Annotated in this window: 17 protein-coding genes; 6 read left to right on the top strand and 11 right to left on the bottom strand. The window is 54.0% G+C overall.

Features of this window, described 5'->3' with window-relative positions; genetic code table 11:
* Nucleotides 1-882: 882 nt before the first annotated feature.
* Entirely contained in the window at nucleotides 883-3,375 is a 2,493-nt protein-coding gene (gene glgX, locus SH287x_RS02070) for a glycogen debranching protein GlgX (protein ID WP_479516782.1), read from the bottom strand.
* 342 nt (nucleotides 3,376-3,717) lie between these two features.
* Nucleotides 3,718-6,498 carry a phosphoenolpyruvate carboxylase gene (gene ppc / locus SH287x_RS02065; protein WP_479516781.1) on the bottom strand — a complete coding sequence of 927 codons (2,781 nt, stop codon included), beginning with the start codon at nucleotides 6,496-6,498 and terminating at the stop codon, nucleotides 3,718-3,720.
* Nucleotides 6,499-7,446: 948 nt separating this feature from the next.
* Between ppc and SH287x_RS02060 the strand changes: the two genes are divergently transcribed.
* The gene (locus tag SH287x_RS02060; protein WP_479516780.1) at nucleotides 7,447-8,016 is read left to right on the top strand and encodes a division/cell wall cluster transcriptional repressor MraZ; all 570 of its coding nucleotides are present in this window, start codon (nucleotides 7,447-7,449) and stop codon (nucleotides 8,014-8,016) included.
* 583 nt (nucleotides 8,017-8,599) lie between these two features.
* On the opposite strand, the gene SH287x_RS02055 is transcribed toward SH287x_RS02060, so the two are convergent.
* The 5 genes from SH287x_RS02055 to SH287x_RS02035 all read right to left on the bottom strand — a co-directional run bounded on the left by SH287x_RS02055 (nucleotide 8,600) and on the right by SH287x_RS02035 (nucleotide 13,829).
* Nucleotides 8,600-10,855, bottom strand: coding sequence for a sialidase family protein (locus tag SH287x_RS02055; protein WP_479516779.1), 2,256 nt, complete (start codon nucleotides 10,853-10,855; stop codon nucleotides 8,600-8,602).
* A 307-nt stretch (nucleotides 10,856-11,162) separates the two neighbouring features.
* Entirely contained in the window at nucleotides 11,163-11,804 is a 642-nt protein-coding gene (locus SH287x_RS02050; protein WP_479516778.1) for a DUF6985 domain-containing protein, read from the bottom strand.
* A 121-nt stretch (nucleotides 11,805-11,925) separates the two neighbouring features.
* On the bottom strand, nucleotides 11,926-12,204 hold the full coding sequence (locus tag SH287x_RS02045) for a hypothetical protein (protein WP_479516777.1): 279 nt from the start codon (nucleotides 12,202-12,204) through the stop codon (nucleotides 11,926-11,928).
* A 137-nt stretch (nucleotides 12,205-12,341) separates the two neighbouring features.
* On the bottom strand, nucleotides 12,342-12,806 hold the full coding sequence (locus SH287x_RS02040) for a carboxypeptidase-like regulatory domain-containing protein (RefSeq protein ID WP_479516776.1): 465 nt from the start codon (nucleotides 12,804-12,806) through the stop codon (nucleotides 12,342-12,344).
* 39 nt (nucleotides 12,807-12,845) lie between these two features.
* Nucleotides 12,846-13,829: a DUF1559 domain-containing protein gene (locus tag SH287x_RS02035; protein ID WP_479516775.1), complete on the bottom strand. Its 984-nt coding sequence runs from the start codon at nucleotides 13,827-13,829 to the stop codon at nucleotides 12,846-12,848.
* Between the two features lie 443 nt (nucleotides 13,830-14,272).
* Between SH287x_RS02035 and SH287x_RS02030 the strand changes: the two genes are divergently transcribed.
* Nucleotides 14,273-14,581, top strand: a complete 309-nt coding sequence (locus tag SH287x_RS02030) for a hypothetical protein (RefSeq protein WP_479516774.1) — start codon at nucleotides 14,273-14,275, stop codon at nucleotides 14,579-14,581.
* A gap of 64 nt (nucleotides 14,582-14,645) precedes the next feature.
* Here the strand turns inward: SH287x_RS02030 and SH287x_RS02025 are convergent, their stop codons facing one another.
* Nucleotides 14,646-16,064 carry a hypothetical protein gene (locus SH287x_RS02025; RefSeq protein WP_479516773.1) on the bottom strand — a complete coding sequence of 473 codons (1,419 nt, stop codon included), beginning with the start codon at nucleotides 16,062-16,064 and terminating at the stop codon, nucleotides 14,646-14,648.
* A 420-nt stretch (nucleotides 16,065-16,484) separates the two neighbouring features.
* Here SH287x_RS02025 and SH287x_RS02020 point away from each other — a divergent pair, with 420 nt between their 5' ends.
* The 4 genes from SH287x_RS02020 to SH287x_RS02005 all read left to right on the top strand — a co-directional run bounded on the left by SH287x_RS02020 (nucleotide 16,485) and on the right by SH287x_RS02005 (nucleotide 23,292).
* Nucleotides 16,485-16,874 carry a hypothetical protein gene (locus tag SH287x_RS02020; RefSeq protein WP_479516772.1) on the top strand — a complete coding sequence of 130 codons (390 nt, stop codon included), beginning with the start codon at nucleotides 16,485-16,487 and terminating at the stop codon, nucleotides 16,872-16,874.
* A 634-nt stretch (nucleotides 16,875-17,508) separates the two neighbouring features.
* Nucleotides 17,509-18,054: a hypothetical protein gene (locus SH287x_RS02015; protein ID WP_479516771.1), complete on the top strand. Its 546-nt coding sequence runs from the start codon at nucleotides 17,509-17,511 to the stop codon at nucleotides 18,052-18,054.
* Between the two features lie 353 nt (nucleotides 18,055-18,407).
* The gene (locus tag SH287x_RS02010) at nucleotides 18,408-21,761 is read left to right on the top strand and encodes a PSD1 and planctomycete cytochrome C domain-containing protein (RefSeq protein ID WP_479516770.1); all 3,354 of its coding nucleotides are present in this window, start codon (nucleotides 18,408-18,410) and stop codon (nucleotides 21,759-21,761) included.
* 46 nt (nucleotides 21,762-21,807) lie between these two features.
* Nucleotides 21,808-23,292 carry a DUF1501 domain-containing protein gene (locus SH287x_RS02005; protein ID WP_479516769.1) on the top strand — a complete coding sequence of 495 codons (1,485 nt, stop codon included), beginning with the start codon at nucleotides 21,808-21,810 and terminating at the stop codon, nucleotides 23,290-23,292.
* A 193-nt stretch (nucleotides 23,293-23,485) separates the two neighbouring features.
* Here the strand turns inward: SH287x_RS02005 and SH287x_RS02000 are convergent, their stop codons facing one another.
* From SH287x_RS02000 to SH287x_RS01990, 3 genes are all read right to left on the bottom strand, one after another.
* Complete coding sequence (locus tag SH287x_RS02000) at nucleotides 23,486-24,196, bottom strand: lysophospholipid acyltransferase family protein (RefSeq protein ID WP_479516768.1); 711 nt, start codon at nucleotides 24,194-24,196, stop codon at nucleotides 23,486-23,488.
* Between the two features lie 84 nt (nucleotides 24,197-24,280).
* Nucleotides 24,281-24,484, bottom strand: coding sequence for a hypothetical protein (locus SH287x_RS01995; RefSeq protein ID WP_479516767.1), 204 nt, complete (start codon nucleotides 24,482-24,484; stop codon nucleotides 24,281-24,283).
* Nucleotides 24,485-24,610: 126 nt separating this feature from the next.
* On the bottom strand, nucleotides 24,611-25,363 hold the full coding sequence (locus SH287x_RS01990; RefSeq protein ID WP_479516766.1) for an iron-sulfur cluster assembly protein: 753 nt from the start codon (nucleotides 25,361-25,363) through the stop codon (nucleotides 24,611-24,613).
* Nucleotides 25,364-25,418: the final 55 nt, after the last annotated feature.

The following is a 25,418-nucleotide window of genomic DNA, read 5'->3' as shown; positions in this document are numbered from 1 at the left end:
ATGACCCTCGTCAGCGGCTTGATCAGGGCCGTGTTGTGCCGGCGGTGTCGCAAGATGCTGCCAGCTTGAGAGGCCTGTGGCGCTCTCAACTCGAATTCGAGAATTCCGACTGGTTTTCCGACTTGTTGGCCGCAAAGGATTGTCAGCGGCAAAGGAGTGATTCCTTGCCGCCAGGATGATTCTCTGGAATGTCAGGTCATTTTCTGAGCTTCACAACGGCTTCCGACAACAATTGGATCCCCGTGATTCTCAGGAAAAGCAAAACTGGTGGGACAGGTGCTTAAGTTCGCAAGCGTGGTTCTCACGAAGGAAACTTCGTGACGGCAACTCTCTGCGCGGCCCTGATCGGTCGTGGACTTTTGAAAGCAATCCCTTGAAGGTAGCAATGCGCAATTATGGATCGAAGATGCTGCTGTTTCACCTCGATTAAAATTGCAAGTTCCGATTTCAACGATTAGCTTAAATCTAGCCAGAAAAGGATACTCATACCCATAATTTTAGCCGAGTCGGACTACTACTGACGATAGAGATTTAACATCTATTTAAATGCGGCTCGCCCTCACCCCAACCCTCTCCCATCGGAATGGGCGAGGGAGCAAATGCCCCTTGCGGCCCCTTGCGGGGTTTGGGCGGCGTATGAGGGGCGGTTGTTGATTCACGAATGGGTCTTACGCCGCCAGGGTGGTGGTGCTCGTTGGGTTGTCGATAGGCAGTTGGTTGGTCAGTGGGTCGGGTGGCAAAGGTATGGGGGAGTTGGTGCATTGCGCTTTGCTTCATGCACCCTACGTGAATGCGGTATTTGATCGTGCGGGAATGCTTGCTCAGAGCCGCAAGCATGGCACGGAAAGCGTTGTGAGTTGGTGAAAAGTCAGGAAGTGAGTTCTATGACGGAGGGGTGTTAGCTGTTGCGTTTTGTGGCGTGAGAGTCGGAAGTAGTCGGCTGACGAGACTGGGTTTCACCACTTGGCGCTTAAGCAGCACGAGGCTGCGGCCCTGCAACGGATAAAGCTGTCCTGGCCAGACTTTCCTGGGCAAGCTCTGATCGTCGAATGTCGTGTCGATCAGTGGCTTCCAATACATTCGCCTTGATTCAGAATGCTCTGTCGCCTCCTTGCCCTGCTGCTCACGATCAATGGGGGAGATGGGGCGAGATGCTGCGTGATCGGCAGATGTCCCTTTTGATGCCGGAGTTTCTGCGGCGGTTGTCTGTTGAGTCACTGAAGGCATTGCAGCAGGCATCGACGTTGAAGCAGAGTTTGACTTGGGAGTAGAACCATTCGTCGTTGCTGCGTCTGATGACATGGCTGCGGTTTGAAGTGGATGAAGAGCAGTTGCCGCGGCCTGGAATTGCGTCGCTCGCAAAGCTGATGGATCTGCGAAGCCGTACTCGGGCATCCGGAAAGAAATCTCTTCGTGGTGGGCGTTAATCAGGAGGAAGAGTGTGTCCCCGACGATCCGCTCTCCGCGTTCACTCATTTCCGGGATCTGGCTGCCATCAAGAATGACGCCCAGGCAGCGGGCATGGCCGGCGTTCCAGTCGGAATCGCCCATCTCCAGCCCTTCTGGAGTGAGCCAGACGATGTCCTGAATTCCCTGCCCGCGCAGTTCACGCCCCTGAAAGAAGTTTCTTCGCTGTAAGACGGGTTGCGACTTCCAGAGCTTGATGCATTTCTTGGTGAATTCGAGGAAACGCTCTTCGGTGGGATCGAGACGCCAGTTGAGCCAGCTTGTGGCGTTGTCCTGGTTGTAGACGTTGTTGTTTCCCCCCTGGGACTGGCTCAGTTCATCGCCAGAGCGGATCATGGCCACCCCTTGCGAGAACAGGAGCGTGGCCATCAGATTCCGTTTCTGTCGTTCGCGTAAAGCGAGAATCGCCGGGTCGTCGGTTGGCCCTTCGGCGCCGCAGTTCCAGCTATTGTTATGGCTGTCGCCATCTTCACCATTCTGGCCGTTGGCTTCATTATGTTTGTGGTTGTAAGTCACGAGATCTTCGAGCGTGAAGCCATCATGGGCCGTAACAAAGTTGATACTGGCGTAAGGGCGGCGGCCATTGTGTTCATAGAGATCGCTTGATCCGCAGATGCGCGTCGCCAGTTCAGAAACGGTGTGTCCGTCTCCTTTCCAGAAGCGACGGACGCAATCGCGATACTTGCCGTTCCATTCCGTCCAGAGAACCGGGAAGTTGCCGACTTGATAACCTCCTTCGCCCAGATCCCAGGGTTCGGCAATCAGCTTGACCTGCGACAGCACGGGATCCTGATGAATGATGTCGAAGAAAGCGCCCAGTTTATCGACAGCGTGGAGTTCACGAGCCAGCGTGGCGGCCAGATCGAAACGGAAACCATCGACGTGCATTTCCAGCACCCAGTAGCGGAGGCTGTCCATGATGAGCTGCAGGACGCGGGGGCAAACCATGTTGAGGGTGTTGCCGCAACCGGTGTAGTCGAGGTAATACCGCCGATTGTCAGCAACCTGGCGGTAGTAGCTCATGTTGTCAATCCCTCGTAAAGAGAGCATTGGCCCCAGATGATTCCCTTCCGCCGTATGGTTATAGACCACATCGAGGATGACTTCTAACCCGTGCGAATGCAGGGTTTTGACCATCTTCTTGAACTCAACGACACTTCCCTGAGGCGAGGGATCAGCGGCATAGCGGATGGCGGGTGCCAGAAACGCGAGTGTGTTGTAACCCCAGTAATTACGCTTCTCTTGCTGAACAAGAAAATGGTCGTCGATAAAGTGATGAACCGGCATCAATTCAACGGCAGTGACACCCAGCTCCTTCAGATGCCGAATGGAGCCTTCACATGCCAGACCGGCGTAAGTGCCTCGCAGTTCTCGGGGAACCCAGGGACTCAGACGAGAAAACCCTTTGACGTGAAGTTCATAGATCAGAGTTTCATGCCAGGGAATTTGCGGCCGTTTATCGCGTCCCCAGTTGAATCTTCGATCAACGACGGCAGCCAGTGGGGCAAAGGGGGCGTTATCACGTTGATCAATGACCAGATCCTGCTGATCCTGACCAATGACATAGGGGAACATTTCGTCTGACCAGACCACATCACGCGCTATGGCCAGTGCATAAGGATCGAGAACGACCTTATGAGGGTTGAAGCGATGCCCTTGATGAGGTTCGTAGGGGCCATGCACGCGATAGCCGTAAATCTGTCCGGGTTTGATATCGGGGAGGTAGCCGTGCCACACGAAGTCGGTCTGCTCGGGGAGCATGATCCGGTGGGTTTCTTTGGTGGCGGTGGGAGAATCGAACAGGCAAAGTTCGACCTTCTCGGCAAATTCCGAGAAGAGTGCGAAGTTGACTCCGCGTCCGTCAAAACTGGCACCCAGCGGTGCGGGCGATCCGGGCCAGATTCTCATGGGAGATCCTTTCCCGAGGTGGTGATGTTGAGGTTTGGTGGTCGTTGGGATCGTGAAGAACTATTCAGCGGTTTTTACTCCCAGTCCGCTGGGAGCGTTTCTGCATGTTTGGACAGTGATTCAGAGACGATTTTGCATCTGCCAGTTGGTCTGCCGGGGAACATTGTTTGACTGACCAGATCCCCCGGGAAGACTCTCACCCGGCCTTGCGGCCACCCTCTCCCGGAGTACCGGGCGAGGGTTAAAGTCTGGCTTATTTCCCTTCTCTTAATCCCCTTCCTTACTTCTCATCTTTCTGGCTTTACGGCTTTGTTGCTTCCCCGTTTTCTGTCCTCTCTGCCATCACCCCGTGGTTCTCAAGCCAGCAGCGACGCCCTGGATGGTCAGGCGGACGGATTGTTGCAACCGGGAGGCCTGAGCCGCTTCGATATCGGCTTCGCGCGCCCGTTTGAGCAACTCCACCTGAATCAGGTTGAGCGGGTCAACATAAGGGTTACGTTCCTGAATGGACGTCTGCAGCCAGGGCGTGTTGGAAAGTAAAGACGATTCGCCCGTGATCATCAGCACTGATGCCCGGCTGCGATCGTATTCTTCATGGATCATCGACCAGAGTCGTTTGGCCACTTCGCGATCTTCAACGAGGTCTGCATAACGATTGGCGATCTGGAGATCGGCTTTCATCAGGGCGAGTGTGGCGTTATCGATAATGGCCTGGAAAATTGGCCAGGTGCGATACATCTCCTGATAGCGCGACCAGTCTTCGTTATTGGCAGCAACGGCCTCATGCAGCGCTTTTCCCAGCCCGAACCAGGCAGGGATCATGTGCCGGCTTTGTGTCCAGGCGAAAGTCCAGGGGATGGCTCTCAGATCGGAAAGGCTTTTGCGCTCACGGCGGCGGGCAGGCCGCGAACCGATTGGCAGACGTTCGATTTCGGAAATCGGCGTGGCCCGGTCGAAGTACATCAGGAAGCCGGGATCATCGACCAATTGACGATAGTGCAGGAACGATTGTCGGGCGAGATCATCAAGATGCGTAAACCAGTCTTCTGGCCAATGCCCTTCATGGTTGCTACTGACCAGCAGCGTGGCCCAGGTGACCTGCTCCAGATGGCGATAGGCGATTTGTGGTTCGTCGTACCGCTCTGCCAGCACTTCTCCCTGCTCGGTGACTCGCAGCCCGCCATCGACTGAGCGCGGAGGGAGCGAAAGAATCGCTCGTGCGGCTGGGCCACCACCGCGACCTAATGCACCGCCCCGGCCATGGAAGACACGTAACCGGACACCTTGACTGGAAAGAACATCGGAGAGCTGCTCCTGTGCACGGTACAGGCCCCAAGAAGCAGCAAGGTAGCCGCCATCTTTCGTGCTGTCAGAATAGCCCACCATAACGTTTTGCAGTGGCTGCGCTCCCTGGTCTTTCTTGAGATACGTCACGTACTCAGGAACCGAGAGCAGATCCGTCAGGATGGCGGGGCCTTGCCGCAAGTCGTCAATGGTTTCCAACAAAGGCATGAGAGGCAGGTGAGGAAGCTCTGCGGTTGAGGCTCCGGCCGTGGCCTTCCAGGCCCATTTCCAGAACCAGAGGATGGCCAGAATATCGCTGGCATAATGGGTCATACTGACAATATGGCCGCCAAAACGTTCGATGCCCCCTGCCCGCACTGTTTCGGCCATCAGCTTATAAAGCGACAGCGTTTCGAGTCCCATATCGGAAAGGTCTTGTTCAAGAATCTCTGCCCCCAATTGATGAGGGAGCGTGAGATACTTCTGGCGTGTTTTTTCGTCGGCTTTGGCATAATCACCAGTGACACCGGCCTTCGCGAAAATCTCCTGGAAGACTTCCACATGCACACGGGAATCCTGCCGGACGTCGAGTGCTGAAACCTGCAAGCCAAAGGTACGAATCTGATCCATCCAGGCGGAAAGGAACGAAGTGTAGATCCGCTCTCCCTGACGACGATTCAGGCTCTCAACAATCAATTGGGCATCGTCTTCCAGTTCCCGTGATGTCTGATAAGCCGGAAGTGGAGAAACAAAAGTGGGATCCAACCGCTTCTTCAACCGGAGTTCAATCACTTTGATCCAGCGGCGATAAGGCTCGGCTTCGGGGGCATCCCCCACAAGCTGCTCCAGTTCGGGATGAGCTGCGAACGTTTTCTGAAGGACAGCAAACACCGGGTCATCGGGAGTCATGCCACGATCAGAAATAACCAGCAGATCAGCCAGTTCCTGTGTCGTTTTCAGGTGTCGTTCGATCGCGGTTGATTCCAGCAGCTTGAGCGTGGCGCCTGTTACCTCAGCGGTGACGAAGGGGTTGCCATCGCGGTCGCCGCCAATCCATGATCCAAATTTCAGGAAGGGAGGAACATGGAAGTTGAAGCCGGGATAATGCTCGGCCAGCGCACTTCGCAGGTCGAGAAAAATCAGCGGGACGATATTCCAAAGCCCATCAAAGAAGAAGAGACCTCGCTCGACTTCCTGCATGACTGTGGGAGGCTGCGGCCGCATGGGGTCAATCTGCCAAAGCAGAGTGAGTGACCCACGAATCCGCTCCTGGAGGGCAGAGCTTTCTCGCGGGAGAAGATCTCCCTGATGAGCCGTCGTTAAATCAGAGCGGAGTTGTCTCAGAATCCGCCGGGTGGTGCGACGCTTGGCTTCTGTCGGATGAGCCGTGAAAACCAGCCCGATATGCAGTCGGTCGAGCAGATTCTGAACGGACTCAGGTGATGCTCCCTGCTTCTTAAGCTGAGCAATGGCATCGCCCAGAGATTCTTTGCGGACAGACCCTTCCGCCTGGCGCTCACGCTGACGAATCACGCGAATGCGCTGGAGGTCTTCGGCAACGTTCGCCAGATCAAAATAGATGCTGAGTGACTTGGTCAGCAGATCCAGCTGGTCTTCCGTTAACCCGGCCAGAAGCTCCACTAATCGTTCGGCAGCGCCGGGCAACCCAACACGCCGTTCGCGTGACAGTTGACGAATGCGCATGAGCAAAGAGGCCAGATCACTTCCCGCCTGTTCGACAATGGCTCCTCCCAGTAAGGAGGTCAAGGTCTCGACGTCGCTGCTCAACACGGGCTTCGCACTCATATCGTTGCCTGTCATGGGGATCGTTAATTCCATGAAGAATCACCGAATCCCGGATTACCTGATGTTGTGAACTCTCTTCATCGAGTGACGACTCCGTTCAATCTTTGATTTGCCTGTTTGGGTCGTCACCCATTGATTGTCAGCCGCTCTCAAAAAATCACCACTGCCGTGTCACGGCTTTGTCTTTCGGGTTGTTGTCGCCGCAACGTCCTCCATTGTTGGAAGTAACAACAGAAGAGACCCGAATTTTATACTTTGACAATGCACTACGCCATTTCTTCCGTTTCTCAAAAGCCAGCTCATGAGTTGCTGGTCGAAAAGTCAGCGATCTGCCTGCAAAGCGTGCATTTCACTAAAACGACTGGCTGCCCATGGGGAATTTGCGATGAGCATACACTGTGGAGGTGATGGTAAGCACCCGCCGTGCCAACAGAATTTCTCAAGCGAGCCGATTTGTGATCAGTTCGTGGGGATTTCGGAGTTGACGGCGGAATTGTGGCCAGCCAGTTCTCTGCGGGGTGTCAGTGAGTACGAATCACAACCTGGAATCGAGCGACGAGAATCGCAGAAGCATGCTTGCTCCAAAGCTGCTGCAAGTATGTCACATCGCAGCAAGTCGCCTCATGAAAGTCGTTCGGTGAGGAGATTGCAGGGTGATTTTAATCACTGGGCCAAGCCTTCTGGATGTCCGGAATCTGGACTGATCCCTTGTTAGGAGAGTCGCGTCATCTTGTGGGGAATTCGCCCAATGAAATAACCCTCAAAGATCGCGAATTTGAGAAATCCCTAAAAACCGGAACAAATTGCTTTGAAGTCACAGGCACCTCTGGGTAGGATCTTCGCACATGTGGGTTTTCAGCCCAATTGATCTTTGAAATACTGTTTTTTGTGGATTTTCAGCCCAACTAGTTAGTGGCGCAGGTACGATTTCTTTGTTCGCTTTTCTGTGCATACCGAGTCTTCGGGCTTCGTGAGGTTGTCTTGGTCAGTTCGTCATCATCTCGTGAGTCGGATGCTTCCGGAGAGGATTCGGAATCCTCTCGTGGCGAAGCTTTCGACGGCACCGCGATGGTGGTCGGCGGGATGATTTCGGGCGAAGTCTCGCGAACGATTGATGAACGCTTTCGACTGACGCTACCGCCTGAGTTTGCTCGGGCTGTTACGGATGAAGAGGGGTTCGCAATCCTCGCCAAGGAACGGGCCGGATGCCTGAGCCTTTGGCGGGCAAAGGACTGGAAGCAGAAACTCGAGCAAGGCGTGCAACTGATCCATCAGAAGATCCAGGCGGGTCGGATGGAACAGCGTTACAGCGAAGTGCAGCGGTTAGGCCGCCTGCTTTCGACACGCTTTCGTACAGTGCAATTCACCAATCGATCTCGCCTCTTGCTGCCTGATGGCTTCCGGGAATTTCTGGGAGCGGCGGCGAACCAGGAGATCGTGGTCGTGGGTGCTGTGATCTGTGTCGAGCTATGGCATCCTGTGGCATGGCTGGAGCACCTCAAGGCCGAGATGCCTCATTTCAACCCCCTGTTTCAGGAATTAAGTCAGTAGCGAGCTTTTCATGGCAACACTGCAATGGGCCATACTGTAATGGGCCTTAAGTCATGCGGGTTGACATTCAGCCAGGCTCAACCGACTGAAAGATCATGCGGCTTTTGAAGCGACTTGATCTTTTGAAAATCCACAACATCGCACCAGACGCTTTGTTGCCAGTAGAACGCGATGCACGTTAAGTTTGCACTGCGTGTGAGAGAAGGACAGGCCCTTCTCGATCCCTCTTTCCCACCACTATGAGATCCCACGGATGGTCTGTCGGCATGGATGCCACTTCTCTCACGCAGTGTTTTATGCAGCAGCTTTATACTGCTCACGGTCAGAAATGATTCATTCATCACGACTGTCTACCGCGAGGTAGAACGTCTCATTTTTGACCAAGTACGGTCTCTCCGGGAATCCTCAATCCGCCCGGGCACAGAATACTGAATGGCCCGGTCGTCATTGCTAAACAAAAACGACCAGCGAGATATTTATCATATTCGACGCTGTGCTTTATCACGGCTTAGCTATGGGGTTGGGCTTGCGTAACGGAGGACGTTACAACCTGTTCAACCTCGCTTTTAAGCTGTGACACACACTATTCCTGGCCAATCTCTTCCAGCTTACCGAACATGATACGTTCTTTACGGCTGGGGTCGTTGTCACCCTGGGTCACGGCGACCCAGATGGCACCGTGATGCTGGTGGAAGGTTGGATACTGAAATGACATGGGGGTTTCAAAGCGGTATTTGCGTTGCCATGTCTTTCCGTCGCGGGAGACATCGATGTTGAACACGCTGCGGCTTGCGCCATCAATCTTCTTAGCGTCCTGCCAGCCAAGGTAATAGACGTCTCCAAACTTATCGAATGTGGGTTTCGAGTTGCTTCCGTTAGTGACGAAGGGGAGTTCTCGTCCGACACTCCACGACTTTCCGTCGGGACTGGTCGTGAAGTGATAATTCCCCTGATCGTTGCGGCAAATGGCCATCCATGTTCCATCGGGAAGGCGGTTTACTGCCGATTCGCTGAGGGCTGCCGACTGCGGTTCGTTGTAGTGGCCAATGACTTCAAATGTGGCCAGATCGTTATGTACAATTGCTAAAGCATTCTGCCGGGCGGGATAGTTATTTAGCGCAATATATTTCCGACCATCAATGTCCTTGAATGAGTCGAACAGGTAGAGGCCATAATCCCTGGCCGGTTTCCTGAATCCTTTGGCAGCAGCATCTTCGTAAAATTCACGAGGCTGCATGTCGAAGGTTCCTGCGGCGGTCTTTAATTTGGCCCTGTGGATTGACGGGTCAAACAGCCGCTGATTCAAATCAAAATCCCGATACCAGGTTTGAGCCTGACGCTGGCCGGGTTGCTCACTGGCGAAATAACATCGCAGCGTGTGATCGTCTTTCTGCAGGATACGGGGAACGAAGCAGGCTCCCACCGGGAGCGTTTCGTTCTCAAATTTTTGTTCACTGCGGGCAAAAGGAATGATGGTTTCAAGGGTGAGTGTTTTCAGGTGGACGATGGAGAGGGTGCAGTAAATTTCCGGCCATCCTGCACTTTCCCCGGCCTTGGTCGCATTGACCTCAGCGACGATGTAAGCATGATCGCCGACGCAGACAAACTCGGCATCGTGTGCCCCTTTAATGTCTGGCCCCGTCACCTTTACAAGGCCTTGCATGACATGATGACCCGCCCGCACAGCGTCCCAGTTTGGAGGAATGAGTTTTTTAACATCATCCAGCGAATTCACCTTCTGCTTGAGACGCACCTGGCCGGAAACATTTTTCCCTGCGAGCACATCTTCCTCACGGAATGTCGCGAATAAGATGTCTCCCGATTTCTGACGATCACGATCATAGGTGATCCAGAGGAGTCCGTTACGGTCTTCCACGCCATCGGGATAAGAGACGTCGCGACGTTCATCCAGCAACAAACCTTCGTTCCAGGTCGCTCCGTCATCTTTGGAGATCTTAGCGGTCAAATGGCTGCGGCCTTGATACTTGTAATGATTAACCAGCAACAGGTGGCCGGATGAGAGTCGACGAATGAAAAAGCGGGAACCGGGATTGGCGATGGTCGTCTTCTGGCCTTCGCTCCAGGTGCGGCCTTTATCGGAGGAGTGACTTTCCCACAAGACACCACTGCCGGTACGGATCAGCATCCATAACCGCTGGTCACGTAATTCGGTGATCATGCACTCCAGCGCCCATTCGGGAGCTTTGATGGCTCCGTGCAGCTTCCAGGTCTTTCCTTCATCGGTTGAAATCCCGACGCCCTGCAATTGCCTGGGGCCGGCAAACCAGGCGGGGATGGGTTCCTGTGCGAGCGTGACCGGCATGATCCATTCGCCAGATGACAGAACCGTGACCTTGTTCATGCGGAAGGCATAGGGAGCATCGTAGCCGACACGAAATTCCTTTCCGAAAACGGGAGGATTGGCATCGGGATCATCGCAGATGCGAGCATGCACGTCATGGACGGCGGTTGTCTGATTCCCTCGATTGAAGATGTACCACAGTCGACCGCGGGGATCGATCCACAGTGTCGGATCAAAACACCGCGTGCCATCCGAGGGGAGTGCCATGGCTTGAGGTTTGGTAAACGAGTTTCCCGCATCATCACTGTAAACCAGCACCACGGTATTCTCTGGAGCCGGTTCTTTGGCGCCACCGGTGAACCAGGAGACGAAGACACGGCCACCAACGGTTCGTTCCAGCCCCGGGATTCCCTGCCAGGTTCTTTCAGGAAGAGGGAGTGGGGCGTCGGCCGCCTCCGCCCGTCCGACAGAATATCCGGTCATCATGGTCATCAGCAGAGCGATGGCGACAAATTGTTTCGTCAGTTGGCACATCATTGTTGAGCACTCTCAGGTTCAATAGCCGACTCTCCCCGGCAGACCGCTCGTGCAGGGCACAAACGCCGACAGGGATTTTCCCGATGTTGATTCAACATACTTTGACCTGATCATGCTGTTCAGGCAATCAACTGATTGGGTCAGGCAATCAACTTCCCAAGCTTGATGGCTGAAAACAACAATGACTGTCCTGCTCAAGCCTGGAAGCATTCCGGGTGGTCAGCCGGTTCAGGCGTCAGGGCAAATCTGCTTCAACTTGACGTTTTTGAAGCAGATAATGCACGCAGAGAGCGCGGCCGGTGTTCGCTTATTTCAAAAGCGAATAGTCGCCCTCGTCCAGATCGTAAGCCTGTACCGCACGGACGCCTGCTGTGAGGTCATCACCATAGATCATCTCACCCATGCCTCCAGCTGCCAAAACACGATCCCTGTGCATTAAGATCCCGAGGCCGTGGTCACGATCCCAACCGGTCTGAAATTCAAAGGAGCTGAAACCGCACTCGTCGAGTCCGTGATCAGCCAGGCCTATGCCGACCAGTTTGAAAAGCACATCGATCGCAGACGCATCCGTCGTTGATATCTGGCTCTCTATCTGTTTCCAGTACTTCTGCAGCGAGGGGTCGTCTGGCAAATACTCCTCATGAAACTGAACCAGTTGTTTGTTATGCCAGGCAAAAAGCTTGCGGCGCAACGCGGCTTCGACGGCCGCTGTGTTGGTCTGCAAGAATTTCCAGGCGTTCTCATGAACGTCGCCGAATCCCTCCCGAGTTCTGGCGTATAAGGCCACTTCCACGTCAGAACTTGCATTCCGGGCCGAGGGGCAAGCCGGCCCGCTGTCGGGGCCAAGTGATTTTGAAACCTTCATTTTGGGATAATCAGAATACGGCGGCGCAAACGCGACGACCGCATCCTTGAGCAACGGCTTGTCTGTTTTCCACAGTCGCCGCAAGCCATCCAGTTCCGGATCCGAACGAAAGTGATTCAGGAATGCACTCATCGAGGTCTCCTCAGTGGCACGTGTGCGGGCACATTGCCTCGGATCGCGAGGATCGGATCTATACGGAGAATGGTTAGGCGTTTCGCCACGCTGCCGCCTCAATACCGAAGTCATTAAGTCCGGCTTGCTCTGCTTCAGCAAGTGTCTGATACCAACCGTCACCTGCGCACGTCGAGTCGCGAACGAGCCAACAAAGCAAGAAGCCGCTTGAGTCAGACTGAATTTCAACATCCAGCAGAACGTCCTCAATCGGCGTTGGAAGCGGATGTGCAGCCCCTGGAGGAAGCCAACCGGAATGCTCCTCACCGCCGAATTGAAACGGCAAACCGACAACGCGTTTAACGACAGACATAATGCCACCACACCTGTGATTCTTAACAGACGAACGACGTTGAGAATACAGCACGGTGTTCGTGTGTCAATTTCTATATTGCCGCTTGGGTGGTTTACTCATCAGTGTCGGCGAGAAGAAACGGCTTTGGTTTTCTCTCATTTTGCATTGGAAAGTGCAAAGTCAATGGTTTGGTGTTCTGCCCAGACTTCTGCCGTAAGGGTTCCCCGCTCCTTGTATTTTTTAGGGAGGCGAATCGTGCGTTGCCCCGGCTTGGCGATGGGTTCTCCATCGCGATCGGTGGGCGCTTCGTATTGAATTTTGACATCATGGCGACCAACAAGCACTCCTTTTTTACCAATCGTATATATTAACTCGTAGTGACCCTGAGCATCTGTCACGCCGGTTGAAGTGGTTCCTGTGGGGTCTGTCGGCACGAAGGTGATGATGGCACCTGCCAATGGCTCGTCATTGAAGGTGACATGCCCATCTACAAACCCGAGTATTGGCCCGGACGGCCCACAGGATGTTGAAGTAAACACCAGGGGAGCGAGAAACAGGCAATAAATGATCGACCGGATATATCGAACCGGAAAAGCTTTCGTCGCAGTTATGTGCTTCATAGTTCTTCTCCGCAAAGTTTGATATTGCGTTGCTACTGATTAGAATTCGCCGAGAGCCTGGCCGTCATTGATATCTGCCATTCTCTGGTAGAGACCCCAGTTGGAAGCTGGATCACTGGTGTCCGAGTCGGTGTGCTGGATATTTTCGCTGACGAAGCGGACGGAACCGTCGATAAACAGAAAATGCGCTCCTCCCGCGTGCAGGCTATGGAAGCCGGTTTGTGGCCTGAGTGGATCAGGGCCGTTCAGTTTCAGCCGGGTCGTCCGGAGTAATCGCCAGGTGGGCATATCAACAGCGGTGCCCACGGAATTGGCGTGGCAGTGAGCACCGCCCTGGTGCATGATTGCTCCGTAGAGGACTTGTTTTGTCGAGATCGCCCAGGTGGCTTCTCCAACGGCGATGGTATTGGATGTCCCATCCGTGATGTCATGGATTTTTCGAACACGATTCGCTGTAAACAGACCATTCGCCAAAGGGTTGTGATCTCGGCTCGACTGGCTGACACACATATTCTGGATAAATGCTCCCAGAGATCCGACGTAGCTGGTGGTCGCAATTTTTTCGACATATCCCCGATCACTCGGATTATGCAGTGTTGTGACTTCGGGCTTAATGTCCGAAGGGCAATTGAACACACTTAAGGGTGTTCCCACAGCTTCGATATTCTCTGAGCTGCTATTAGCTCCAAAGGGATGAAGACTCAGATTGAATCGCTCATATTGATTTTTCTGATCGAGATAAGGGAGGATTCTTGTGCTCCATCCCCAGCCATTGTCTTGTACTGTTCCGTTGCTGATGGTGCTGCCGTCAATATAGCCTTGCGGGAATGCCAGAGAGGCATCGTGATAATTGTGCAATGCCAGTCCAATCTGCTTGAGGTTATTTCGGCATTGTGTGCGGCGTGCGGCTTCTCTCGCTTGCTGAACTGCTGGTAAGAGCAACGCAATCAGGAGCGCAATAATGGCAATCACGACCAGGAGTTCTATCAATGTGAAGCCGCGCCGGGCTGTGACTTGCCGCATTATCCACCTCTGTATTGAAGTCAATCGTGAAGGCCGGGCGAGAACTGACGATCCTGCGCCGATGTGATCCACAGGCCCTCGCGGCCACCTTGGTTTCCGACGGTTAATCTTTCATGAAGTTCTTCGCTATTTTCATTCAATTTAACACTGTTTGATGCGTTGTTTCAGAGATCGTGTCGCCTGATTGCTCAATGAGAAATCCTTAAAAGCATCCTGTCAGATTGACGGCACTATTATCCGTTTGATGGCAGTGACCTTGCCGGAAATTCTGGCTGTAACTGCTGTTCCAGCAGCTATTTCTGCCGATTCATCACTTTTTTGGCGATCTGGCCCCTCGCTTGCGACTCAACAGGAAGTATCAGCACCCACCCGAGTTTGTGGGTGTGGCAGTGAAGACCTCTCTTCGGCTGCTTTGACTTCCGTCTGACTCGAAAGGGATTCCGATGAAAACGCTCATGGCCATTTCTGCGGCAGCGCTTCTGGCAGTAGGACTCAGCTCAAACGCATTGGCTGGTGGTCATCATCACGGTCATCACAATCATGGCCACAATAATCACGGCCATCACCACAACCATCATCAGCATGGTTATTATGGTTCAGGCTTCCGTGGAGGTTATTACAACACGGCACCCTATTACGGCGGCTATCGTCCAGGATTCCAGCTCAATATCGGGACGCCCTATTATGGGAATGGCTACTACTACCAAAGCGTGCCATCACCCTATGTGGGCGGATATTACTACGGCCGATAAGCATTGCTCATTATTGATGATTAACGACATGACGGAAGATCGCTCAGGCACGGCGCACCATTCTTCATGGAGCGTTGCCTGAGCGAATACCGTCTGCTTCCGCGAGCTTGATTTTTACCGTGACAGCCCCCACGTTGTCCTGAAGTGCTCCCCAGCCTTCATGGCAGCGAAGAAAGAGTATGCCGCTGGAAGGAGCTGTCCAGCCCTTTTCAATATCAATGAGAAATGGCTTGGAAAGCTCATAGTCATTAAAGAGAATGCCAGCCAACTGGCCATCCTCTTTTCCGCTCACTGCCATGGGCGAGACCGCTTCGCTCTCGGCTGAGAGCTTCCATGTTCCCGTCGCGGTGAACTGATAGGTTTCACCTTCTTTGGCCTGAAGCCGCGAAGCTTGCCAGCCTTTTTTTGCTTCGATTTTGGTTTGAACAACCCCCGTACTGCGTAGAGGAATGGCTTTGGTCTTCCAGTCCCAACTACAAAGATCAGTCCGATAGCCTTGCTCAAAGTTCTCGAGAAAGAACTGATACTCGAAGGCGATTTCCCGTGCAGCGGGGCCATAGGTCTGCTCAAAGCTTCCCGGACGACTGGAAAGTAAAGACAAACCTAATGGCCGGAAGCGGGCAGAGTAATTTGTGTTGTTAGCGAGAAGCTGGCAAAGCGCCCAACGCCAGGCATAATTCTGCCAACTGTCGCCGGTCGTTTGTCCGGGAGCGATAATTTCATCCAGAGATTTCGGAGGGGTACTTTTCAGGTACTCAAAGACACCGGGATGAATGGAAACGGAGATATCTTTTTCCTTCCAGTATTGCCCCATTTCCGCCATCCCTTCAGCATACCAGACCGGCCCGGTTCGACCAAAGTTGAGCATGCAATAAGCGTGGACAGCTTCATGCTGGGGAGTCCCTCGACTGGCGACGGAATAAACCACCGCTTTTGAATCAACGGCCTCTCCAGCCATGAACGCTGTCTGACCAATAGTGACCCCGCCCCCCTCTTCAATGCTGGCTAGCCCTGAAGGATGAATGGAGCCAGGTGGCCAGATGGAGAGATCCTTAACGACATACATTTCAATCGTTGTACGGTTTGGCTTTCCCCAATACCTGGAGATGAGCACGAGCATATTTTCCAACCGCTCCAGCAGATCTTTGGCCTCATCGGGGGGAAGGTCGGTATGGACAAGAAAGTTCCGTGAGGAAAAATCGCGCACTCCCGGTTGCACAGGCACCTTGCCCCGCTTTGTTCCCAGATCCTGATCCCGAGGACGCCTGGTCTCGTCTTCCTTTCTGGTGGAAGATGTTTTCTTGGGAGAATCGACCGCGGCTCCCTGCGCCATGGCCTGTTGCCCATTCCCCCAGTCGCCGAACAGCGCCAGAACCATGCCTAGCAGCGTCGCCCAAAGTGAAGTTGTCCAGAGGGATATTGTCCGTTGCCTGATCGAAAGCAGGAACCCCACGGGTCGATGACCTGCATAAACCATGGACATTCGGAACTCCTTGAACAGTCAAATCAGCTTCAGCAGGGAAAATCTCTGCAAACGACAATGTGATACTAACGCCCATCAAATGCGGCAGATCACAAGTTCCCCCAACAATTGGTTTTACTGAAATCCCCGTTGAACTGCGAGAATTCAATTTCTTGAAGCGGCAATCTGTAGAAAATTAAGTTTCTCCTGATGTCTCGCCGAGCACAAACGCTCCCTTTATTGATGTTTAATCCGATTGATCGTTGCAATCGTTGTTTCAGGAAAAGTCGGCAATGCCGCAATGTTTCCGTAAATTATCGAATCGTTAAGGGCATTGAACTCAGCCTGATCGTGAAAGATATAGGCATAATCGAGTACCCCTAAGTGCCTGCCTGATGTTTAGCGTGGCACATTCCCCCTCAATTCTCAGGAATTTCCCCAATGCCTCGATCTGCGACCCTTGATCCCGCCAAGATGAATGCGATTGCCAAGACGGAGCAGCGAAGTCGAAATCGCCGCGTGGCTGGTGATCGTCGTTCTAAGGTCGAGGAAAAGCTGGCCAGCGAAAAAACAACCGTTGAAGAGCGACGCCAGCCTTCCACTCCCCGCCGGAAAGTTGAACGTCGGCGGATGATCGATCCCACCACCTGCGAGCGAGACTACTCAGGCGACGAAGTCGAATTCATGAAGGCCATGGACGAATACAAGCGAAAGAGCGGACGCATGTTCCCCACCTGGAGCGAAGTCCTCGAAGTGGTTCGCTCACTCAACTACACCAAACCAGAACACCGCGAACCCGTCGGCCTCACCCTCGAATCCTTCATCAACTAACCCCCTTGCGGGGGTTGGGCCTATCGGCCGGGCAACTGGCGAAAAGGCGCAGGCTCGTTGGCCTGCTTTCCACATGCTCGCAAGAAGATACCCCTCTCGGGGCTTGTGGCGGCGTATGAAGGTCAGTCGTTCATCCACGAATGGGTCTTACGCCGCCAGGATGCGGTGCTTTCGTGAAAGAGTTTTACTATTAGCCTGTCAAACCTGAAGAGTGGGGTTAAGCAAATGGTAAAGTCCGACAAATGAGGACATTGCAGCGATTTGCCCCCCAAGATAAAGCCGTGACACGGCACTCTCCCGATTGATCATGATCTCCAGCGACTGGCTTAACGTGGGCCAGACTGTCTGCTACAGGGAAGTGGCATCGCGTTTGAGATTGTGCCGTAGTCGGTGAATTCCAGCGGGCTGGCTCGTCATTGAGCTGGCCCGCTGGTGTTTTCAAGGCTGTCAAAATCTCGCAATCGATCGATCTCCTGCACAAGATGTCATGAATCGATGATGGCGCCCATGGCTTCAGACTCGGCAACACTTGTCTGCTCATCAGAAAACATCCATGCTTTAAGCCATCAGAAAGTTGTCTTGGTTTCCGAGACGAAGGCTTCGGGTTAGGCGTAGGTTTTCAGGGGAGCAAACGATGGCTGCTTGTGGTGGTCAACCGCGCTGGATTGAACAGACAGCATCAGCCGCCCGATTTTTGACCGCCTTCTGGTTAGGAGCCGCAGCTTTGTTTGTTGTAGCCGGTATCCGGGAAGTGACGACACCCTCACTGGAAGATGCGGTGAAGGACGTTCTGGTCGAACGGCGATTCGCCGCGTTTTATGCGTTTCAATTTGTTTGTCTGGCAGGCGCCTGGACATCAACTCTGGTACTGGCATGGCGCCGTCAGTGGCGACGCGACTACTTAATTCTGGCGTTACTCACACTGGCCATTGCGATCGCCATGTACGATTACTGGCAGGTTTATTTGCCATTGCTCAAGGCGATTGATCCACCGGGGCAACCCCGAAGTGAAACGTTTGACACGCTGCATCAGTATTCCGAATACCTGAACTCGATCAATTGGGTTTTGGTCTTCGTGGCTGCGTGCCTGCTGCACGCCTGCCCGCAAGCGTTTGGGCGAGGGAAACAGGCCACCAGCATGATCGTTCCTCTGATGCCGCTCTCTCCGAAAGCCGATTGAGTCTGTTTTTGTATCCCTGTAAAAATCACTCCTGGCAGATTCTCCCATCTGCCTCCAGGGAAAAGCAGGACTCTGGACACGCACATCTGCACAAATCACTACAACTTGAACGCAAAAACAGGTTCAGAGAGAACCAATCCCGAAAACCCTGGTCTGAAGTCCCGGATGTCCATTGTTGAGCCTGTTTTTCATGAGTAGGCTAAGAGGACGGATCATTATTTGTCGATGGGTCATGGCAGAGGCTCTCCTCATTGCGGGCAGGGCTGGTTACTGACACTGACAGATTGCTGATCTTGCGCCTGTGGATTTCCCGCCTGCCCCTGATTGATCAGACTTCGTGAAGGGAACACGTCATGTTCCGCCGACGATCGGCTATTGCTGACCATTCCACACAACGCAAACCCTGGGTTTTGCAAAAGCTGGCTCGGCTCTGCTGTCTTTCCCTTGTGTCTCTCGCGGCATTCGGAGGGAGCCTCTTCGGGCCTGACTTGATGGCCGAAGAGACCAACGTGCCTCAGTTCACTCCTGAAGCGATCAACTTCTTCGAGAAGGAAATCCGCCCGCTGTTGGTGGAGCACTGCCACAAATGTCACTCAGCCGACAAACAAAGCGGGAACCTGCGGCTCGATAGTCGCGACTTCCTCATTACCGGCGGAGAGTCAGGAACAGCACTGGTTCCCCATCAGCCGGCTGAAAGCCCGCTGATTGATGCCATCAATTACAACGGCTACGAGATGCCCCCCAATGGGAAACTCTCGGATCAACAGATTGCCGCCTTAACAAAATGGGTGGAAATGGGGGCACCCTGGCCTCCCGGTGAACAAGTCAAAGCCGCTGGGCGCCGACCGGGTGTAATCACGGACGAAGATCGCCAGTGGTGGGCCTTCCAGCCTCTCCCTGTGATTGATCCAAAGCCAGCCGCACCGCTTGATGAGTCTGCCAGCGCTGTGATTGATGCCCGCATGCAGGCCCAGCGGGACGCAGTCGGGTTTCCTCTTGAACCCGCTCAGGAAGCCAGCCGACAGGCATTAATCCGCCGTGTCACATTTGACCTGACAGGCTTGCCTCCAACCTGGGAGGAAGTCGAGTCGTTCATGAGTGACTCATCCCCAGATGCTTATCAAAAATTGATTGACCGATTACTGGCCAGCCCGCGCTATGCCGAACGCCAGGCACGTTTCTGGCTCGACCTGGTGCGATATGCAGACAGCGATGGCTACCGGCTGGATGCACCCCGGCCGCATATCTGGCGATACCGTGACTATGTCATTAAGTCGTTCGCTGAAGACAAGCCCTATGACCGGTTTGTGCAGGAGCAGTTGGCGGGTGATGAACTCTTTCCCAATGACCCGCAGGCCATGATTGCCACGGGGTATCTGCGCCATGGGATTTATGAATACAACAGCCGTGATGCCCGCACGCAATGGAATCTGATTCTGGATGATATCACTGATACCACTGGCGATGTCTTCCTGGGGTTAGGGATGCAGTGTGCGCGTTGCCATGATCACAAGTTTGATCCGATTCTTCAGAAGGATTATTTCCGGCTAAGGTCCTTCTTTGCCGGGATTCGTCCTCATGAAGAATACCCTGTACCGACACCCGAGCAGCAGGCCGCGTTTGATGCGAAACGCCCTCAATGGGAAGCTGCGACCGAATCGATCCGCAGCCAGATCACTCCTTTAGAAGCGAAGTATCGTGATCAGGGACAAAGGCAGGCCGAAGGCCGTTTTCCACCGGATATTCAGGAAGTGCTGTCGCGTCCTCTTGAAGAGCGAACACCACTGGAGAAGCAACTCGCAGCATTGGCCTTCCGGCAAGTGGAATATGAATGGGATCGACTGGATGGGCGTCTGAAAGGTGAGGACAAAGAGCGTGTCCTGGCGCTGAGAAAAGAACTGGCCAAGTTCGACCATTTGAAACCCTCTCCCCTCCCGGTCGCCACCTGTGTGACCGAATGGGGGACAGAATGTAGCGAAGTCGTGATCCCCAAAAAGGGCAAAGAACCGATCGAACCCGGCTATCTCACACTTCTTGATCCTGAAGTTGCCAAAATTACACCTGTGGAAACACCACGCGGCCTCTCTTCGGGACGACGATCGACTCTTGCCCGCTGGCTGACCAGACCAGATCATCCGTTGACGGCCCGTGTCATGGTTAATCGGATCTGGCAACAGCATTTCGGACATGGTTTAGCTGCCAATGCGAGCGATTTCGGACGGCTGGGGTCATTGCCCACACATCCGGAACTGCTGGATGAACTGGCCTCGCGGTTTGTGGCGGACGGATGGAAACTGAAGCCTCTGCACCGGGCGATCCTCCTGAGCGAGACTTATCGCCGGTCGTCGTCACATCCCCAGTTGGCTGAAGGTCAGAAGCTCGACCCTGAGAACCTGCTTTACTGGCGGGGTGATGTGCGTCGGTTGGATGCCGAGCAGTTCCGCGACAGCACTTATTATGTCGCGAATGAATTGTCGCTCAAAACAACCAGTGGTGCGGGTGCTCCGGCAGAAGCCCCTGTTCGATCGATCTTTTTGCGAACCATGCGGAATACGCGAAACCCGGTACTCGACGCCTTTGATGCCCCCTTCTGGATCACCAGCAGTGCTTCGCGTCACTCAACCACGACGCCCGTTCAATCGCTGATGCTATTCAACAGTCAGTGGGCACTGCAGCGCTCGCAAGGGCTGGCAAATTCTCTTGCCAAACAATTAGCAAACGACCCGAATGCCGATGACAGAAAGGTGATCACGTTGCTCTATCGAACAGCTTTGGGACGTGATCCCGAATCGTTTGAGGTGGACGCTGCGATTGAATTTCTCAATGCCCAGGCAAAAACGATTGACCTGGCTGCTGCCAATTCGGCCAAGGCAAAATTCCTGCACGATAAAATTCCCTTCCGTGATGGTCATGCGGCTCTTGTCTCAAACAAGCAGCTTCCTCTGGTCGGCCCGGTCATCAGTCCCCCCGAAGCCAGTGACTTCACCATCGAGTCCTACTTTGTTGTGCGATCGATTTTTGAGTCGGGATCTGTCCGGACAATTGCCTCCTGCTGGGGCGGAAGCCTGGCCGAGACGGGATGGAATTTTGGAATTACGGGGAAAGGAAGCCGTCGCAAGCCACAAACGATTGTCATGCAGATGGTGGGCAAAACGGCTGATGGTCGCGTGGCAGAAGCCGCCCTGTTCTCGGATCACCATATTCAATTAAACCAACCCTATTATGCGGCTGCCGCCGTGAAGCTGGCTCGTGATGGTCAGCCCGGCAAAGTCACGTTCTACCTTAAAGATCTGGCGAATGACGATGAGCCGCTTTTGACTGCGACGGTTCCTCATCAACTGGTGGGTGGAATCTGCGGGAATGGAAAACGGCCCATGATGGTGGGAGGCCAGGCCCGATCGGAATCAGCACGGTTTGACGGTCTGGTCGATGATGTCCGCGTCAGTTCTGAGGCGCTGACGGTTGATCGTCTGCTCTTCACGAGCGAAAGCGTGAACCCCAGCACGATGGCCTTCTGGCGGTTTGAGCCAACACCTGGCCCGTTCGCTGACCTCTCGGGGCATGAGCGCCACCTGGCAGATCATCCGCAGGCGGGGGGTAGCAGCAAGTCAAACACGGGGGGCGCACAAAAAACCGCCGTTCGTGAAGTTCTTATCGACTTTTGCCATATCTTATTGAATTCGAGCGAATTCATGTACGTGCAATAAGTCCCGAGTTTTTTGTTTCCTCCCTCTGATCCAAAGAGGTGCCTCGATGTCTGCTGATTCATTTTCACAAAAAAGCTCGTTCTGTCACCGTCAGGATCAGCCATTCAGTCGCCGGGGTCTTTTGGCCAGTGCGGGGATGGGATTTGGTGGGCTGGCGCTGTCGTCGCTGCTGCAAGACTCGCAGCGGGCCAAGGCGGCTTCCGGCCCGGCAACCGGTACGGCGCCTGGTAGCAAGTCGCCGCTCGCAGCCAAGCAGCCGCATTTCAAGCCACGGGCCAAGAACTGCATTTTCCTGTTTATGGAAGGTGGGCCAAGTCATCTGGATACCTTCGATCCCAAGCCGCTGGTCAATCAGCTGGCGGGTCAGCCCTTGCCCGAGAGTTTCGGGAAAGTGATTCTGGCGATGGGCGAATCCAATGCTCCACTGATGGCTTCGCAGCGAAAATGGGCACAGCATGGGGAATCAGGACTGTGGATTTCCGACTGGTTGCCTCACACCGCTAAACATGCCGATAAGCTGGCGGTCATTCGTTCCTGCTGGGCGGATGGGATCAACCATTCAGCGGGTGTCTGCCAGATGAATACTGGTTCGATCCTGGGCGGGCGGCCCTCGCTGGGAAGCTGGGTCACCTATGGCCTGGGGACAGAGAACACCGATCTTCCCGCGTTCGTAGTGATGCAGGACAATGTCTCACAAGTCGTCAACGGCCCCCGCAACTGGAGCGCAGGCTTCATGCCCGCCCTCTATCAGGGAATTCGCATTGAAGGAGGACAAGACCCCATTCCCAATCTGATGACGCCGGCAGGAAAAACGGCACGTCAACAGCAGGGAAAGCTGGAATTGCTCAATGCGATCAACCGGGAGTTTGCCGGTCGCAATCCCCAGCAAAGCGAGCTGGATGCCCGCATTGAAAGCTATGAACTCGCTTTCCGCATGCAGGCCCGTGCGCCCGAAGCCATTGATCTGGGAGAAGAAACGCAGGCCACTCAGGATCTTTATGGTCTCAACCAGAAGTCGACCGCCTCGTATGGCCGGTTGTGCCTGCTGGCCCGCCGGCTGGTCGAACGCGGCACCCGCTTTGTACAGCTCTACCACGGAGCGGGTAGTAAATGGGATGCACACTCCAACATCGAAAAGAACCACACCTCGCTCTGTGAAGCGATGGATCTGCCGGTGGCGGGACTCTTGCAGGATCTGTCAGATCGGGGACTGCTCGATGAAACACTGGTGGTCTGGGGTGGCGAGTTCGGCCGCACGCCCATGAGCGAACAGGGGAATGGCCGCGATCATAACCCGACAGGATTCACCATGTGGATGGCCGGTGGAGGCGTGTCAGGTGGTCAGGTGATTGGCGAAACGGATGAAGTGGGTCTTCATGCCGTTTCACAAAAAATGCACGTTCACGATCTGCATGCCACGATTCTCCATCTGATGGGTGTTGGCCATATGGATCTGGTTTATCAATACAAAGGCCGGCCCGAACGTCCGACCCTGAACGAAGGTCATCCGTACGTGAAGATTACGGGATAGCCCGACTCCGGAGTCAGGATTGCGGCGGGGGTCAGGATTGCAGCGGGAGTCAGGTCTTCGTCCTGAAAAGTCTGTTTTTTACGCCTCCCGAACGCGACACTTTCTGGGAATGTGCACTGGTTTAAGAAATGCGCATTAATGGAGTGAGAAACTTCAATACCGGAGGCTACACGAAGGTGGCGTATGAAGTCTGTTATTGAAACCAGCGTCCTTTGATTGATTGCCAGAGTCTGGAGAGAAGCGGCGTTTTCTTGCGACGTTCAATCAACGTGTCAAAGAGTGCCGGATCGCGCTGCATCGCGGCTTGTTGAAGCTCATCTTGTGCTGTCGCTAAAAGTTCGGAAAGCCGTTCCTGGCAAGCCTGACGACTGGCGGGTAATTCTGAAACGTTGCAAGGCGTGCCGACATGTATCAGGATTTCCGGAAGACTTTCGTTCCAGAAGACATATTCAATAGCAATCGGTTGCACGACTCCTGTCTCTAGCGAAGTCAGTAGCTGAGCCAATCCCGATTTCAATAGTGGAGGTCGCTCGCGGATGTCGGCAAATCGCCCTTGAGGCGTGATCCACAATGCTGTCAAAGGCATTCGGGTCATAGCCTGAGCCATCTTGAGAAACTGGCGTGCCCCACGAGCAGAATCACGCTCGACGCCAAAAAAACCCAGGCTTTTGAAGAACTTGTATTTTTCTAGCGACAAGTAATCCATCGCGGCGAAATGCGTTCGTTCACGCCATCTTTGTCGGGCCAGAACCAGACCCACCAGAGGATCCCACCACGAGGGATGATTCATGTAAATGATCAATGGCTCTGACGGGGAGCTTTTGATGCGATCCGTTTTGAGCAGACGAATGGCCTGAAAATGCTTGACCAGATAACGCTCGACATACCACGAAAACCAATTCAAGCGGCTTTGATTCACCCGTGGCAAAGGGGGCGAGTCGTTGGCCCGAGTGTGTTTAGAAGAAGTGGATTCAACAACCACACAGACTCACTTTGAATTTGAGGTTTCTCGGGATTCGTGGAGATCACGACCGGTTGTGCGAACACGGTCACCGACGGGTCGGGAAAAATCGACGCAGCCTTTGCCCGAGAGTTGATTCTGTAAGCCATTCTTTGCCCGGTGAGGCGGCAGCATCTTTGCGGCGTTCTCCAGGAGATGGCCGCCGGACTGACCTTCAGTTGGATCGGGCATTGGCGACGCTTCATCAACGACTGCGAACGTCACACCGTCAACAGCGAAACCCCGATCCAAATCCGCATGATCCACCTCATGTCCAAACGACTTACCGTCGCAAAGTCATGGTTTGAAAACAGTCTCTTAGAATATGCCAAGCTGATCGCGGGCTTCGTCGGTCATCCGGTCGGGAGTCCATGGTGGTGACATGGTCATCTTAATGGTCGCCGTTTCCACGACTTCCAACCGCTCCAGGGCCATCCGGGCTTGGTGGACAATTTGAGGGCCAGCGGGGCAAGCGGGACTGGTGAGGGTCATTTCCACTTCGACATTCCCGCCGTCCAGCGATGTGACACCATAGATCAGTCCCAGATCGACAATGTTGATCATCAGTTCTGGATCGATGACGTCTCTCAGTGCCGTGAGATATTGATCCTGCACGTCGGCTTCTGCCAGAGCCGTCTGGGCTGCGGTGAGTGCGCTACCATCAGGATTGCCACCAGAGACAGACGCCACAGTCGCTGTCGCAGCTTCTGTGGTTGTTACCATCGCAGCAGCAGTTTCTGGTGCCTTGGCGGGAATGACCGGTGCCGATGATGAGACATAAACACCATCAGCTCGGACTTCGACGGCATAGGTGCGAATGCCGCTGGTGGCGGGCATGCACATCGCTTTGCCGGTGGAAATCTGAAAGCGTGCCCCATGGCGCGGGCATTTGATTTCATCGCCGATGATCGGGCCATCAGTTAATGGCTGACCATCATGAGTACAGAGGTCTTCAACCGCATAAAAATGATTATCAAGCCGAATGAGCAAAGCCGGGACTTCATCCACTTCGATCGACAGCCGGCCCCCTTCAGAGATCTCATCCACACCGGCAACACGTTCAAATTCCATCAGAGGCACTTTCTTCAGTTGGCTAACCGCACATCAATTGGCGAATTGTGTTCCA

The organism is Planctopirus sp. SH287 (genome assembly GCF_056500625.1).
Note: the sequence above shows the minus strand (reverse complement) of the source record. Positions and strands in the feature narration are given on the sequence as shown.

Bases quoted from the DNA above. Each gene is read 5' to 3' on its own strand.
- SH287x_RS02055 (WP_479516779.1), bottom strand. From the start codon at position 10,855: ATGATGTGCCAACTGACGAAACAATTTGTCGCCATCGCTCTGCTGATG.
- SH287x_RS02020 (WP_479516772.1), top strand. From the start codon at position 16,485: ATGCCTCGATCTGCGACCCTTGATCCCGCCAAGATGAATGCGATTGCC.
- SH287x_RS01995 (WP_479516767.1), bottom strand. From the start codon at position 24,484: ATGCCCGATCCAACTGAAGGTCAGTCCGGCGGCCATCTCCTGGAGAAC.
- SH287x_RS01990 (WP_479516766.1), bottom strand. From the start codon at position 25,363: ATGGAATTTGAACGTGTTGCCGGTGTGGATGAGATCTCTGAAGGGGGC.
- SH287x_RS02025 (WP_479516773.1), bottom strand. From the start codon at position 16,064: ATGTCCATGGTTTATGCAGGTCATCGACCCGTGGGGTTCCTGCTTTCG.
- SH287x_RS02005 (WP_479516769.1), top strand. From the start codon at position 21,808: ATGTCTGCTGATTCATTTTCACAAAAAAGCTCGTTCTGTCACCGTCAG.
- SH287x_RS02035 (WP_479516775.1), bottom strand. From the start codon at position 13,829: ATGCGGCAAGTCACAGCCCGGCGCGGCTTCACATTGATAGAACTCCTG.
- SH287x_RS02040 (WP_479516776.1), bottom strand. From the start codon at position 12,806: ATGAAGCACATAACTGCGACGAAAGCTTTTCCGGTTCGATATATCCGG.
- glgX (WP_479516782.1), bottom strand. From the start codon at position 3,375: ATGAGAATCTGGCCCGGATCGCCCGCACCGCTGGGTGCCAGTTTTGAC.
- ppc (WP_479516781.1), bottom strand. From the start codon at position 6,498: ATGGAATTAACGATCCCCATGACAGGCAACGATATGAGTGCGAAGCCC.
- SH287x_RS02010 (WP_479516770.1), top strand. From the start codon at position 18,408: ATGTTCCGCCGACGATCGGCTATTGCTGACCATTCCACACAACGCAAA.
- SH287x_RS02045 (WP_479516777.1), bottom strand. From the start codon at position 12,204: ATGTCTGTCGTTAAACGCGTTGTCGGTTTGCCGTTTCAATTCGGCGGT.
- SH287x_RS02030 (WP_479516774.1), top strand. From the start codon at position 14,273: ATGAAAACGCTCATGGCCATTTCTGCGGCAGCGCTTCTGGCAGTAGGA.
- SH287x_RS02015 (WP_479516771.1), top strand. From the start codon at position 17,509: ATGGCTGCTTGTGGTGGTCAACCGCGCTGGATTGAACAGACAGCATCA.